This window comes from Kitasatospora sp. NPDC023120 (assembly GCF_055560835.1).
This window is the reverse complement of sequence record NZ_JBVHHY010000004.1, coordinates 280585-292704: the sequence shown is the minus strand read 5'-3', so window position 1 is coordinate 292704 and position 12120 is coordinate 280585. Positions and strand designations below refer to the sequence as shown.

The 12120-nt window shown below is 75.0% G+C and carries 16 protein-coding genes and 1 pseudogene; 10 read left to right on the top strand and 7 right to left on the bottom strand.

Annotated features, from left to right (window positions below; translation table 11 throughout):
- The first annotated feature begins 15 nt into the window (after positions 1-15).
- Positions 16-675 carry a histone deacetylase gene (locus tag ACZ3TI_RS08195; protein ID WP_465724916.1) on the top strand — a complete coding sequence of 220 codons (660 nt, stop codon included), beginning with the start codon at positions 16-18 and terminating at the stop codon, positions 673-675.
- A gap of 173 nt (positions 676-848) precedes the next feature.
- Here ACZ3TI_RS08195 and ACZ3TI_RS08190 read toward each other — a convergent pair whose 3' ends face one another.
- The 3 genes from ACZ3TI_RS08190 to ACZ3TI_RS08180 form a co-directional block, all read right to left on the bottom strand.
- Positions 849-1367 carry a SixA phosphatase family protein gene (locus ACZ3TI_RS08190; protein ID WP_465724679.1) on the bottom strand — a complete coding sequence of 173 codons (519 nt, stop codon included), beginning with the start codon at positions 1365-1367 and terminating at the stop codon, positions 849-851.
- A gap of 164 nt (positions 1368-1531) precedes the next feature.
- The gene (locus tag ACZ3TI_RS08185; RefSeq protein WP_465724677.1) at positions 1532-1774 is read right to left on the bottom strand and encodes a DoxX family protein; all 243 of its coding nucleotides are present in this window, start codon (positions 1772-1774) and stop codon (positions 1532-1534) included.
- 53 nt (positions 1775-1827) lie between these two features.
- Positions 1828-2304 carry a carboxymuconolactone decarboxylase family protein gene (locus ACZ3TI_RS08180; protein ID WP_465724675.1) on the bottom strand — a complete coding sequence of 159 codons (477 nt, stop codon included), beginning with the start codon at positions 2302-2304 and terminating at the stop codon, positions 1828-1830.
- Between the two features lie 179 nt (positions 2305-2483).
- Here ACZ3TI_RS08180 and ACZ3TI_RS08175 point away from each other — a divergent pair, with 179 nt between their 5' ends.
- Positions 2484-3083, top strand: a complete 600-nt coding sequence (locus ACZ3TI_RS08175) for a hypothetical protein (RefSeq protein WP_465724673.1) — start codon at positions 2484-2486, stop codon at positions 3081-3083.
- A 168-nt stretch (positions 3084-3251) separates the two neighbouring features.
- Here the strand turns inward: ACZ3TI_RS08175 and ACZ3TI_RS08170 are convergent, their stop codons facing one another.
- Positions 3252-3734, bottom strand: coding sequence for a MarR family winged helix-turn-helix transcriptional regulator (locus tag ACZ3TI_RS08170; RefSeq protein ID WP_465724671.1), 483 nt, complete (start codon positions 3732-3734; stop codon positions 3252-3254).
- Positions 3735-3777: 43 nt separating this feature from the next.
- Here ACZ3TI_RS08170 and ACZ3TI_RS08165 point away from each other — a divergent pair, with 43 nt between their 5' ends.
- From ACZ3TI_RS08165 to ACZ3TI_RS08150, 4 genes are all read left to right on the top strand, one after another.
- Positions 3778-4728 carry an alpha/beta hydrolase gene (locus ACZ3TI_RS08165; protein ID WP_465724669.1) on the top strand — a complete coding sequence of 317 codons (951 nt, stop codon included), beginning with the start codon at positions 3778-3780 and terminating at the stop codon, positions 4726-4728.
- 265 nt (positions 4729-4993) lie between these two features.
- A complete protein-coding gene (gene sigJ / locus ACZ3TI_RS08160; protein WP_465724667.1) occupies positions 4994-5962 on the top strand; it encodes an RNA polymerase sigma factor SigJ in 969 nt (322 codons plus the stop codon).
- 201 nt (positions 5963-6163) lie between these two features.
- Entirely contained in the window at positions 6164-6574 is a 411-nt protein-coding gene (locus tag ACZ3TI_RS08155; RefSeq protein ID WP_465724665.1) for a VOC family protein, read from the top strand.
- Positions 6575-6809: 235 nt separating this feature from the next.
- Positions 6810-7199 (top strand): hypothetical protein, encoded by a 390-nt coding sequence (locus ACZ3TI_RS08150; protein ID WP_465724663.1) that lies wholly within the window; start codon positions 6810-6812, stop codon positions 7197-7199.
- 66 nt (positions 7200-7265) lie between these two features.
- Here ACZ3TI_RS08150 and ACZ3TI_RS08145 read toward each other — a convergent pair whose 3' ends face one another.
- Positions 7266-7805, bottom strand: coding sequence for a GNAT family N-acetyltransferase (locus ACZ3TI_RS08145; protein WP_465724661.1), 540 nt, complete (start codon positions 7803-7805; stop codon positions 7266-7268).
- Positions 7806-8172: 367 nt separating this feature from the next.
- On the opposite strand from ACZ3TI_RS08145, the pseudogene ACZ3TI_RS08140 reads away from it, so the two are divergent.
- Positions 8173-8674, top strand: a pseudogene (locus ACZ3TI_RS08140) (ABC transporter substrate-binding protein); the annotation flags it as partial.
- 54 nt (positions 8675-8728) lie between these two features.
- Here the strand turns inward: ACZ3TI_RS08140 and ACZ3TI_RS08135 are convergent.
- Entirely contained in the window at positions 8729-9163 is a 435-nt protein-coding gene (locus ACZ3TI_RS08135) for a hypothetical protein (protein ID WP_465724659.1), read from the bottom strand.
- A gap of 206 nt (positions 9164-9369) precedes the next feature.
- Here ACZ3TI_RS08135 and ACZ3TI_RS08130 point away from each other — a divergent pair, with 206 nt between their 5' ends.
- Complete coding sequence (locus ACZ3TI_RS08130) at positions 9370-9642, top strand: hypothetical protein (RefSeq protein WP_465724657.1); 273 nt, start codon at positions 9370-9372, stop codon at positions 9640-9642.
- On the opposite strand, the gene ACZ3TI_RS08125 is transcribed toward ACZ3TI_RS08130, so the two are convergent.
- Complete coding sequence (locus ACZ3TI_RS08125; RefSeq protein WP_465724655.1) at positions 9639-10154, bottom strand: DinB family protein; 516 nt, start codon at positions 10152-10154, stop codon at positions 9639-9641. The genes ACZ3TI_RS08130 and ACZ3TI_RS08125 overlap by 4 nt on opposite strands.
- A gap of 120 nt (positions 10155-10274) precedes the next feature.
- On the opposite strand from ACZ3TI_RS08125, the gene ACZ3TI_RS08120 reads away from it, so the two are divergent.
- Both ACZ3TI_RS08120 and ACZ3TI_RS08115 read left to right on the top strand, forming a co-directional pair.
- A complete protein-coding gene (locus ACZ3TI_RS08120; protein WP_465724653.1) occupies positions 10275-10739 on the top strand; it encodes a MarR family winged helix-turn-helix transcriptional regulator in 465 nt (154 codons plus the stop codon).
- 257 nt (positions 10740-10996) lie between these two features.
- Positions 10997-11914, top strand: coding sequence for an alpha/beta fold hydrolase (locus ACZ3TI_RS08115; RefSeq protein WP_465724651.1), 918 nt, complete (start codon positions 10997-10999; stop codon positions 11912-11914).
- Positions 11915-12120: the final 206 nt, after the last annotated feature.

Here is a 12120-nt window from a genome sequence, read left to right as displayed (position 1 = left end):
AGAGCGGTGGACACCATGGCGGGCGGCACCGGGGGCGGGGGCGGCACCGGGGGCGGGGGCGGGGGCGCGCTCGTCTGGTACGTCGCGTACGGCTCGAACCTGCGCGCCGCCCGGCTCACGTGCTACCTGCGCGGCGGACGCCCGGACGGCGGAGCGCACACCTACCCCGGCTGCCGCGACGCGAGCCCCGCGCGCCGGGCGGTGTCCACCGCCCTGCCGGGCACGCTGTACTTCGCCGACCGGTCACTGACCTGGGGCGGCGGCTCCGCCTTCTACGACCCGTCCGTACGCGGCGAAGTGCCCTGCCGCGCCTACCTGTTGACGGCGGGCCAGTTCAGCGACATCGCCGCCCAGGAGATGCGCCGCTCCCCCGGCGCCGACCTCGACCTCGCCCGGGTGATCGCCGACGGGCAGGCCGCCCTCGGCCCGGGCCGCTACGAGACGCTGCTGCACCTCGGCGCGCTGGACGGGCACCCGCTGCTGACCTTCACCGCCCCCTGGGGCGTGAGCGGCGCCGCCCTGAACGCCCCCTCCGCCCCCTACCTGCACACCCTGGCCGCCGGCCTCGCCGAGTCCCACGCCTGGGGCCCCTGGCGCACCGCCGGCTACCTCGCCACCCGCCCCGGCGCCGACGGGCACTGGACCCCCGGCGCGGTGGCGGCCCTGCTCGGCTGAGCCGGGGGCCTCGGGCGGGGCCCGGTGGGCGTCGCGCTCACGGGCCGGCGCCGGGGGGGCCGAGTCCTGCCCGCACCGGTGAGATCGGCCCCGAGACCTCTGACGAGGCGTGGATGAGACCTCTGACACCCCGGCGCCCGAGAGCGCGCGAAGGCGGCCTCGGGTGCCGGGCCTCAGGCGTCGGGGGTCCGGAAGCCGACCAGCCGGGCGACGCCGGGTTCGAGACTCTTCCAGTCCCCCTGGAAGGTCAGCACCGCGGCGCAGGCGTTCGGGAAGCCGCAGTCCTCCATCCGCTCGCGCAGGTCGCCCTCGGCCGCGCCGGCCAGCGCGTCGGCCAGCGCGGGGATGCCCGGGTTGTGGGCGACCACGACCAGGTCCTGGACGTCGTCGGACACCTCGTCCAGGACCGCGGTCAGCTGCCCGGGGCTCGCCTCGAACAGCCGGTCCTCGAAGACGGTCCTCGGCTGCGCCGGCAGCTCGGCGGCCGCGAGCTGCCAGGTCTGCCGGGCCCGCAGGGCCGTGGAGACGAGCGCGAGGTCGGGGACCAGGCCGGCGGCGGCCAGCCACCGGCCGAGCAGCGGGGCCTGCTCGCGTCCCTGCGCGGACAGCGGGCGCTCGTGGTCCTCCCCGTCGGACTGCTCGGCCTTGGCGTGGCGGACCAGGACGATCCGGCGCGGCATCTCCTCGGACACGGACTTCTCCCTCTCCCCCGCACGGGCCCTGCCCGCACGGACGCGACGCGACGCGAGGATCGTGACAGGCCCGTGGCCGCAACCGCCGCGCGCCGACCGCCCGTCGACCGGGATGCACCGCCAGGTTCACTCACCCGGCCGTACGCCCCCGGGCCGGTCGGGGCTCAGTGGAGGAGCGACTCCGGCCCCAGCCGCCCCCACACCACGAACGCGGCCGGCAGGACGTAGACCGCGTCCACCGCGACGAGCCCGTACTCCTCGCGCCGCAGCCGCACCACCCCCGCCCCGGCCATCAGCAGCACCAGCCCGAGGGCCGCCAGCGCGACGAGCACCGGCACGGTGTCGAGCACGGCGGGCAGGACCAGCCCCGCCGCCGCCGGCACCTCCAGCGCGCCGATGCCCTTCACCCCGCCCGCGCCGATGCGTTGACCAGGGCGATGGCGGACGCGGCACACCGGGCTCAGAGGTGGTGCTCGCCGACCTCGTAGCCGCCGCCGGGCTGGCGGATCATCACATTGCCCCGGTTGAAGGCGTTGATGATCGCGATCACGCCCACCAGCGCCGCGAGCTGCTCCTCGTCGTAGTGCTTCGCCGCGTCCTCCCACGCCTCGTCGCCGACCCCGCCCGCCGCGTCGGCGATGCGGGTGCCCTGCTCGGCCAGCTCCAGGGCGGCCCGCTCGGCGTCGGTGAACACGGTGGTCTCCCGCCAGGCGGCGACCAGGCCGAGGCGCACCGGGTCCTCCCCGGCGTGCAGGGCCTCCTTGACGTGCATGTCGATGCAGGCGCCGCAGCCGTTGATCTGGCTGGCGCGCAGGCGCACCAACTCCTGGGTGGCGTACGGCAGGACCGACTCCGGGACGGCCTGGCTCGCGGCGATGAGGTGCTTGAAGACCTTGCCCAGGACGGGGCTGGCGAAGGGGTTCAGGCGCGGTTCCACGGTGTGCTCCTCGGTACGTCGTCCGTTGCTGCCCTCTGAGACAGGGCGGCCCGGGCGCCTGTGACAGGTCCGGGTGTGACGTGCGCCACGGAGCAGGAAGTCGGACCGGCCGACGTCCCGTTCCCCGCGGCCGGTGGAGGCGCTTGCGTCCTCGCCGGGCGCCGGTGCACGATCGGCCCGTGTTCGAGTTGCTGCCCGGAGTCGGGGTCGCCCTTCCCGGCGGCACGGGCACCCTGCGCTTCGGGTCGGACGGGCGGACGGCGGCCGAGGTCCTGGCGGGGCTCGGTCGTGTGCGGCAGCCGCCGCAGGCCCCCTGGATCCGCACCGTCCGCTGGGGCGACGTCGAGGTGACCGCCCGCGCGGAGCGGGCGGGCCCGGCCGTGGCCGGGCCCGGCGAACTGCCGCTGCGTTCCGTCGTGCTGAGTCGCGGCGGTTCGGCGTCGGGCGTGCCGGGTGGCACGCCCGTCGTCCTCGCAGACGTCGACCTGTTCGGCTACCCGGCTGCCGACGTGGTGGAGGCCCTCGGCGACGACCGCCCCGCGCAGCTGGAGATCCGACCCGCCGACGGGCGCGGCTACCTGACGAGCGTCGCCCTGCACGCCACCGCGCCGACCACGTCGAGCGGCCGCCGTGCCCGGGCTGCGGCCGAGGCGGCCGAGGTCGAGCGCGCCTGGCCGAACTGGAGCCGCTGTGGACCACGGAACGCGACCGGTGGCAGTTGCTGGAGGCCGGCGGCGGTCACCTGCCCTGCCACCGCAACGATCCGCAGACCGTCCTGATGATCTGCGACGAAGCCGTCGCCCGACGGGTCACCGCCGCGATGCTCGCGGCCGGCGTGGAGGTCGTCCCGGAGCGGCCCTGAGGCGCTGCGGCACCCTCGGGCGGCCCGCGTGAGGCGCGTGCCCCGAGCGCCGGGGGCGCCGGGGGCGCCGGGAAGGGTCGGCGTGTCAGCCGGCGGGGGTGCCGACCTGGTCGCGTTCGAGCGCGGACCGCAGGGTCGACAGCGCCCGTGCGACCGCGGACAGCGAGGGATCGTCGAGGGTGTCTGCGAGCAGCTCGGTGAGGCCCCCGGTGAACGTCCGTTCCGCCTCCTCGACGAGCCGCGCGCCGTCGTCGGTCAGGGCCAGCAGGCAGGAGCGGCGGTCCGCCGGGTTCGGCCGGCGCACGGCCCACCCCTGCTTCTCCAGGCGGTCGATGCCTTTGCTGGTCGCCCCGACGCCGATGGCGAACTCGGCGGCGAGGTCCGCCACCCGGCACCCGGGGTGGTCGCGCAGGTAGGCGAGGAACTCGTACTGCGAGGTGACGATCCCGTGCCGGGCGCGGAGCCGGTCGCCGAGGGCGTTGTACAGGCGCGTCTCGCACCGGACCAGGTCGGCGAACAGCCCGGAGGGATCGGCCGCGGTACGGTCACCGCCCAATGTATATTCCACGGCATATAGTGTACGGGAAGCTACTTGTGGCGGGAGTGTGCCCATGAGCAGGGAACAGCGCATCCGGGTCGACGGCATCCTTCGGCAGCCCGGCCCCGACGGACCCCGGTCGGTCGAGCAGATCCGGGCCGGGTTCAGGGAGTTGATGGCCCGGATGATCGTGCCCCACGGCGCCATCCGCACCGCGCCTACGACGCTCGGCACCCGGCCCGCCCTGCGCGTCGAACCGACGCCCGCACCGGGCCCCGGGGCGGGCGAGGGCCCGGGCGGCGGGACGATCCTGTACTTCCACGGCGGCGGCTGGGTCTTCGGCTCCCCCGAGACCGCCCTCTCACTGACCGGCAACCTCGTGGCCAGGACCGGCCTCCCGGCGTACTCGCTCGACTACCGGCTCGCCCCCGAACACCCCTTCCCGGCCGCGATCGAGGACACCTTGAGCGCCTACCGCGCCCTCCTCGACCGGGGCGAGGACCCCTCGGCCATCGCCTTCGCCGGGGACTCCGCCGGCGGCGGCCTCGCCGTCACCACCTGTCTCGCGGCCCGGGACGCCGGCCTGCCGCTGCCCGCCGCCGTCCTGGCCTTCTCCCCGGGCACCGACGCGACCCGCAGCGGCGAGAGCATGGACACCAAGGAGGGCATCGACCCGGTCTTCACCCGCGCGGCCCTCGAACACACCGGCGCCATGTACCTCGCCGGAGCCGACCCGCACCAGCCGCTGCTCAGCCCGGCCGTCCACGCCGACCTGACCGGCTTGCCCCCGATGCTGATCCAGGTCGGCGCCAACGAGGTGCTGCTGGACGACTCCACCCGCCTGGCCGCGCGGGCGAGCGCGGCGGGCGTGGACGTCATCCTCGACGTCACCGCCGACGTGCCGCACGTGTTCCAGTCGTTCGCCGGCGTCCTCGACGAGGCGGACGAGGCACTGGACCGTGCCGCCCTCTTCCTGCACCAGCGGATCCGCGCCGGGCGCGCCGCCCGGATGTCGGTCGGGTAGCCCCGAAGCCGAGTCGGGTCCCGGTCGGCGCGTCGCCCGCGCAGGAGGACCGGCGGGCACCGGCCGTCCTGGGCCCCGGGCGGCGCGGGCCGCCCGGGGCCCAGGACGGGGCCGGCGACGGGGGTTCAGGCGCGGTTCCACGGTGTGCTCCTCGGTACGTTGTCCGTTGCCGCCCTCCAGGACAGGGCGGCCCGGACGCCTGCGACGGGCCCGGATGTGACGTGCGCCGCCCCGGGGCCGGGGGGCGCCGGAGGGAGGGGGTCCCATGGCGGAGTCGGCGGCTGCGACGCAATCGGCGACTGTGGCGGAGGCCGCGGGGTACCGGCCGCTGCTGTTCTCCATCGCGTACGGGATGACGGGCTCGGTCGGCGACGCCGAGGACCTCGTCCAGGACGCCTTCCTCGGCCTGACCCGCGCCGTCCGGGCCGGCACCGCGATCACCGACCCGAAGGCGTACCTGACCACCGCGGTCACCCGACTGGGCATCAACCACCTCACGTCGGCCCGGGTGCGGCGCGAGTCCTACGTCGGGCAGTGGCTGCCCGAGCCGCTCGTCGCCTTCACCGGCGGTGCCGCTCGCCCCGGCGGCCCCGGCGACCCGGCCGGGCACGCGGAGGCGGCCGACGCGCTGTCGATGGCCTTCCTGCTGATGCTGGAGTCCCTCTCCCCCGCCGAGCGGGCGGTGTTCCTGCTGCGCGAGGCCTTCGGGTACGGCTACCCAAAGGTCGCGCAGATGACCGGCAAGTCCGAGGCGAACTGCCGTCAGATCTTCGCCCGGGCCCGCAAGCACCTGGCACCGGCGGCCCCGGACACCGCCGCGCCGGCCCCGCAGCGGCGCGCGCAGGGCGACGAACTCGCCCGCCGCTTCTTCGCCGCCGCCGAGGGCGGCGACCTGGACGCCCTGCTGGACCTGCTCGCGCCCGACGTCGTCTTCCACGGCGACGGCGGCGGCAAGGCCCGCGCCGTCGGCACGTCCGTCACCGGCCTGCAGCGCGTCGCCCGGCTGCTGCTGTTCGGCTTCGGGCGCAACCGCACCCGCGGCATCACCGCGCGCCCCGCCCTCGTCAACGGCCGCCCCGGCGCCGTCCTGTACGACGCCGAGGAGCGCGTCACCGGCGTCCTCGAGCTCGACATCGCCGACGGCGGGATCCGCGCGCTGCACTCGGTGTCCAACCCCGACAAGCTCGCCCACCTCGGACCGGTCTCCGACCTCGGCCTGCTGCCGCGGAAGTAGTGCCGGAGCGGGAAGTCGCACCGGCCGACTTCCCACTCCCAGGGTCCGTCGGCCCGCAGGCCCACCGGTCCTCGGCACCGAGGACTAGGCCCAGCGCCCGATGGCACGTTCTCCCATGATCCCTAGGCTCGTTGCCGTCCGTGATCACGGGCACGGGCGCCGGTCCACCGCCGGGCCCCTCACCCCGCAGGAGGTACCCCGATGCCGGCCGACGCCGCAGCCCACATCCGCATGGCCCGCCCCTCGCGCGACCTCGGGGCGGCGGAGCGCTTCTGGACCTCGGGCCTCGGCCTCGACGTCCTGTACCGGCACGCGGCGGACGGGACCCCGGGGGTGCACTCCCTGCTCATGGTCGGCTGGCGCGACGCCCCTTGGCACCTGGAACTCGTCCACGATCCCGCCGCCCCCGTGCAGCCGCAGCCGACCCCCGAGGACCTGCTGGTCCTCTACCTCGGCGAACCGGTGCCCGACTCCCTGGTGGAACGGCTGGAGCGGCACGGCGGGACGCGCGTGCCGGCCCACAACCCGTACTGGGACACCTGGGGCGTCACCCTCCGGGACCCGGACGGCTACCTGCTGGTCCTGTCCACCCGCGCCTGGTCCCACACCTAGGACAACGCCCGGGACTTCGCCCGGCACGTCGTCAACGCGCCGATCACAGCCCCTCGTCGAGGTCCACTTTTGGTACGGGCCCTAGCCCGGCCGAGCGCCGGTGTTCCTCCGCCCGGGTAGCGGGACGCCGCGCCCTCCGGCGGCGGGCGGGACCGTTCGGGTACGCATCGGATGCGACGCAGGGACCCGCCCTCCGTCAGCGAGAGCCGCAACCCGATCCATCAGGAGACCACGCATGGCCCGCATCACGCCCCTCACCCTGACCGCCCTCGCCGTCGTCGGCCTGCTGGCCGGCAGCACCGTGGCAGCCGTCGCCGACGACAAGCCCGTCGCGAAGCCGACCGTCACCGTCCCCAACGACCCCACCGCCGCTGACGCTTCGATGCTGGCCGCGCACAACCAGATCTTCGGCGACTGGGTCGTCGTGCACCCGGGCAACAACGGGTACGCGAGCGTCAGCTGTCCGTCGGGCCAGGTACCCACCGGCGGCGGCGGACAGACCAGCGCGTTCAAGATCTTCGTCACCGACTCCTACCCGAGCGGCAGCGCCTGGGTCTTCCGCGGCACCAACACCAACACCGTGGACGAGTCCATCCGCGCCACCGCCGTCTGCACCACCCCCTGACCCGAGCGGCTCGAGCGCCCCGGGACCGCACCTCCGGTCCCGGGGCGCTTCGCCGCACCCGGCCGGTCACGCCGCAGGGCGGCGGTACTCCTCGGCGAGCAGCCCGAGCACGACCTGGTCCGCGAACCGCCCGCACGCCCACGCCGAACGGCGCAGGGTGCCCTCGACGGTGAAGCCGGCCCGGATGGCGGCCCTGACCATCGGCGCGTTGTCCGCGAGCGTCTCCAACTGCAGCCGCTGCAGGCCGAGCACCACGAAGCCGTACCGGCACAGCACCCGCAGCACGCCCGCCGCGAGCCCGCGCCCGCGCAGGGCCGGGCGCAGCGCGAGGCCGAGGTGGGCGCTGCGGTTGTGGGCGTCGATGCCCCACAGCAGGGCCTCGCCGGCCGGCTCCCCCGAGGCGATCTCGACCACGGAGAAACACGCGGCCTCCTCGGACGGCCCCGCGACGGCGTACGGCGACCGGGCGGAGCCCGGCGGCAGCGGGCGCCAGGGCCGGGAGTCGGCCCGCGCGCGGGTTGCGACGTCGTCGTACAGCTCGGCCTCCAGCACGGGGAGGTCGGTGCCGTGCCGGGCTCTGAGGGTGATGCCGTCGCCTTGTAGCATGTCACATTTCGATCGTCGGGCGCCGGCGCCCGGCCACCGGTTTTCACGAGGGGGTACCGGCCGGTTCGGGGAAGCCGTCCGACTCGCGTCGACGGACTGGCGCGACCTCCTGGCAGCGGCCGAACTGGCCGACGAGGACTGGCCGGAGCGGCTGGATGCCGAACTCGGCCCTGAGCGCCCCCCTCGCGCCTGACAACGGCGGACGGGGCCGCCCGGCACGTGCGCCGGGCGGCCCCGTCCGCCGTTGCCAGGTGGCGCGTTGACCGTGCAGGAGGACCGGCGGGGAGCGGTTGGCGAGGGCCTCGGCGACGCGCGCGGCCGGGGAGGGGGCCATACGGTTCGGCAGGTCGTGGGCGGGGACGAAGCCGCGAGCGCGCTGCTCCTGCTGGTCGGCGCCCCGGACCCGGCGGCGGCGATCGTCGGGACCGTCCGCCGGGACCGGCGCCTCGCCGGGGTCCTGATCGGCGCCCCGGCGGGGCAGCCGGAGTTCGCCCAGTGGGCGCAGCCGCTGGGCGACGGCGGATCGGCGATCCCGTTCCTGCGCTACCTGCCCGAGCGCCTCGCCCCGCTCGGCGCCCGGGTCGAGGCGGCCCTGCGCGAGCGGTTGGGCGCAGCGCCGTCCTTCGTGGCCTTCGAGGGCTACGACACCGTCGCCGTCCTGGCCGAGGTTCTGCGGTCGGCCGGTGCGGAGCGGGTGCGCATCGCCGGGGCGTGGGCGGGTGTGGACGTCGAGGGCACCCGGGGGCGGATCCGGGTTCTCCCGGGCGCCGGGCGGCGGCGGTGTGTGGCAGTGGGGGTGGCCGCCGGTGCAGGTCGTCGACCGGGATCCGGCGGCGCCCGGGCGCTTGCGGGTGCTCCACTCGGGGTGAGGGTTCCGCGCGGGAAGTCGGCGGGTCCGACTTCCCGCGCGTGCCCGGTCGGGTCTACCAGGCGGTGCGCGGGTCCTGACGCTCGGTGGTGTACCCGTCCGGGGCGGGGTACTCCTCGTGCCACAGCAGGCCGGGGCTGGGCGGGTACTCCTCGGTGGGGGGTGCCGGTGGGTGGAGGCGCCGGTGTCCGGGCAGGGGCACCTCGCGCAGTTCGCCGTCGCGCAGCATCCACAGCCCGTAGCAGTCGTCCTCCTCGTCGTGGAGGAGCACCTGCACGCTCGCCGGGTGCGGCCACGCCAGCGACTCCAGGTGGCGCAGCAGGCCGGTGCGCGTGTGCATCCGGTGGAACTCGACGACCCATCCTTCGGCGAACAGGCCGAGCGGCCGGAAGCAGCCGTCCCAGGTGCGTGAGTCGTCGTGCCGGGTCAGCGGTTCCATCACGTCGTCCGCGTACTTGGCCAGGACGATCACCTGCGCGATTCTGCTCATGGGGCAGTATCGGCGCGGCCCGGGGGCGGGCGGCAAGCGGTTTGATGGCCGCCGGGGTTGCGGTCGCCTGACATCACCCGCCGGGACACCGACGGCCGCCCACTCCGCCGTGGGTGGCCGTCGTGCTTTCCCCCGGTACGGTCGCGCGCGATTTCGCGCGGGTGGGGTTGGATGGACCCGGTTCCATGCAACGAGGAGGAGATCAGATGACCGCGCGTGAGATTGTTCTCGTCGCGGTCGGGCCGGGTGCCACGCCGGCCGGTGCTGTTGCCGCGTGCGGGCTCGAGCCTGTGGAGGCGAGGGCTGAGAACCTGTCCGGTCTCGTGCAACTGCTGCTCGGCAACCGCGTCGAGAGCGCCTACGTGAGCGGATTCAACGGGCAGTCGGCAGACGTGATCGTCCGCAGCAACGGATCCCTCGTCCCGCATGCACCCGGGCTGAACGACGCGCGGCACGCTTTCGGCTGCGGGCGGGCCTAGTAGTAGCCCTTCGTGCCGTCGAGGAGTTCGCGGACGAGGTCGGCGTGTCCGGCGTGGCGGCCGGTCTCCTCGATGAGGTGGACGAGCATCCAGCGGAGGTTGGCGCCGGCGGAGTGGAAGCCGGTGTGGCGGCCGGTGTCGTCGAGGGAGGCCGCGGCGAGGATCTCGTTGCTGCGGGCGCACTGGGCCTCGTACTCGGCGAGGAGTTCGGCCAGGGGGCGGCCGCCGGTGTCCCAGTCGGCGTCCTTGGTCGACTCGTCGAAGGCGGGGTTCTGCTTCTCGTCGCCGCCGAGGAACAGCACCTCCAGCCACAGGTGCTCGGTCCAGCGCATGTGGGAGAGGAGGCCGGCCATCGTCATCGCGGGTGAGGTGGGGATGGGCGAGCGGTGGGCGTCCTCGTCGCCCAGTCCTTTGCACTTCCAGCGCAGGATCTGCCGTTGCAGGTCCAACCAGCCGATGAGCGTGGTGCGTTCGTCCGCTTGGAGCGGGGGGCGTTGCAGTTCCGATGCCATGGTGGCGCAGGCTACCGGGGCGGTCGGCAGGGGGCATCCGAATTTGCGCTGCGCCGGCGCAGCCGTGATGGTCCGAACCACCTTGGCCTCAACCCCGCTTGAGGTCCTAGCCTCGCGGTCGTGACGACGGCGAGCACCCCGCACAACGGCACCGCCACGCTCGACCAGCGGCCCCTCGCGCTGGCCGTCTGGGCCGCCACCGAGGCGATCCTGCGGCACTCGCAGGCCGCCCCGGCACGCGTCGACACGACCCAGCCCCAGTGGTGGGCGCTCGACAACATCGTCCGGGCCGAGCACGGCCTCACCAGGCAGGAGATCGGCCCCGTGGCCGTGCCCTACGGCATGGACACCCGGGTGATCGTCCACGCCGCCGACTCCCTCGTGCACCGGGGCCGGCACCGCCTCGGCGCGGACGGCCGGCTGACGCTCACGGAACAGGGCCGCCGAGGCCTGGCGACGGCGAAGGAGCACATGGACCGGGCGCGCGCGGAGTTCCTCGGCGACATCACGGAAGAGGAGTACGCGACTGCGCTCGGCGTGCTTCGGCGCATTGCCGACAACGTCCTCGCCCGGGGGCTGTTGTGACGGTGCCGGTCGCAGCCGTCCGGGGCGGACAGGGTCGACGGCGACCGAGCGGTGCCCCCGGAGGCCGAGTTCGGCCTGCGGCGGCGCGAAGGCGAAGGGGTCGCAGAAGGCCCCGTGGACCAGGACGAAGGTCCGGTTGCGTCGGTTGCATCCGCACAAACCTGATGATCATCACGGCCGGCCGGCAATGATCACCGGGGGCCGGCCCGCGGATCGGGCTTGACCTTGACGCTGCGTCAGGGTTGGAGGCTGCTCGCATGACGAACGAGACCACCTCCTCCCAGGCCCCGCTCACCGCTCCCCTCGGGGGCTTCCGGGAGGTCGACGGCCGCCGCCTGTACGTCCACCGCAGCGGCGACGGCGGGCCGGCCGTCGTCTTCCTGCCGGGCGCCAGCGCGATCGGCCTCGACTACTACGGCATCCAGCAGCACGTCGCACACTTCGCCACCGCCGTGGTGTACGACCGCGCCGGCACCGGCTACAGCGACGAGGCCGCGCTGGCGCGCACCGCCGCCGAGGTCGCCGCCGAACTGCGCGAACTGCTGCGCGCCGAGGGCGTGGCCGGCCCGTACGTGCTGGTGCCGCACTCCCTGGGCGGCGCCTACGCGCACCGCTTCGCGCAGCTGTACCCCGAGGACGTCGCCGGACTGGTGTGGCTGGACGCCTTCCACCGCGACTGGGACGACTTCGTGCCGGCCGAGGCGAGCCTGGCGGCGAGCGTGGCGATGTCGCCCACCGAGGAGCAGCTGCGCCAGGCGCTGCCGATGATCCGGCAGATGTGCGAGGAGCTGCTGGTGGACTACCCGCAGGACGTGCGGGAGGCGGTGACCGAGTACCACGTGAGCGAGCGGTGGATCCGCGTCGGCATCGCCGAACGCGCTTCGATGCCCGCCCTGGCCGAGGAGTTGAAGGCGGGGGCGGACCTGCCGGACGTGCCGGTGATCGCGCTGACCCCGCTGGGCGTCGACCCCGGGCAGCAGGCGCTGATGTCCGAGCAGACGCTGCAGGCGATGCACGACGGCAAGTCGGGCCTGGACGCGGCGATGGCGGGCGCGGTGACCCGCGGCGAGCAGCGGATCCTGCCCGACACCGGGCACAGCCAGCTGTGCTTCGAGCGGGCGGACGCGGTGGTGCAGGCGATCCGGGACGTCGTGGACTGGGCCCGGCGCGACTGAGGGCACACCCCTGCCCCGCGTCGGCCGTCATCCCCATGCAGGGTCGGCCAGGCGGCGGTACCACCAGCACTCGGTACGCCATCCGCGCCGGCCGGCGAACGGGTCGGGCCGGGCGCGGCGGCGCAGCCCGGCGTCCAGGGGCCCTACCAGGCAGGCGCGGTACGCCATCCGCGCCGGCCGGCGAACGGGTCGGGCAGGGCGCGGCG

Coding starts and splice junctions, on each gene's coding strand:
- ACZ3TI_RS08195 (WP_465724916.1), top strand. CDS start 16: ATGGCGGGCGGCACCGGGGGCGGGGGCGGCACCGGGGGCGGGGGCGGG.
- ACZ3TI_RS08165 (WP_465724669.1), top strand. CDS start 3,778: ATGAGCAGGGAACAGCGCATCCGGGTCGACGGCATCCTTCGGCAGCCC.
- sigJ (WP_465724667.1), top strand. CDS start 4,994: ATGGCGGAGTCGGCGGCTGCGACGCAATCGGCGACTGTGGCGGAGGCC.
- ACZ3TI_RS08155 (WP_465724665.1), top strand. CDS start 6,164: ATGCCGGCCGACGCCGCAGCCCACATCCGCATGGCCCGCCCCTCGCGC.
- ACZ3TI_RS08150 (WP_465724663.1), top strand. CDS start 6,810: ATGGCCCGCATCACGCCCCTCACCCTGACCGCCCTCGCCGTCGTCGGC.
- ACZ3TI_RS08145 (WP_465724661.1), bottom strand. CDS start 7,805: ATGCTACAAGGCGACGGCATCACCCTCAGAGCCCGGCACGGCACCGAC.
- ACZ3TI_RS08135 (WP_465724659.1), bottom strand. CDS start 9,163: ATGAGCAGAATCGCGCAGGTGATCGTCCTGGCCAAGTACGCGGACGAC.
- ACZ3TI_RS08130 (WP_465724657.1), top strand. CDS start 9,370: ATGACCGCGCGTGAGATTGTTCTCGTCGCGGTCGGGCCGGGTGCCACG.
- ACZ3TI_RS08125 (WP_465724655.1), bottom strand. CDS start 10,154: ATGGCATCGGAACTGCAACGCCCCCCGCTCCAAGCGGACGAACGCACC.
- ACZ3TI_RS08115 (WP_465724651.1), top strand. CDS start 10,997: ATGACGAACGAGACCACCTCCTCCCAGGCCCCGCTCACCGCTCCCCTC.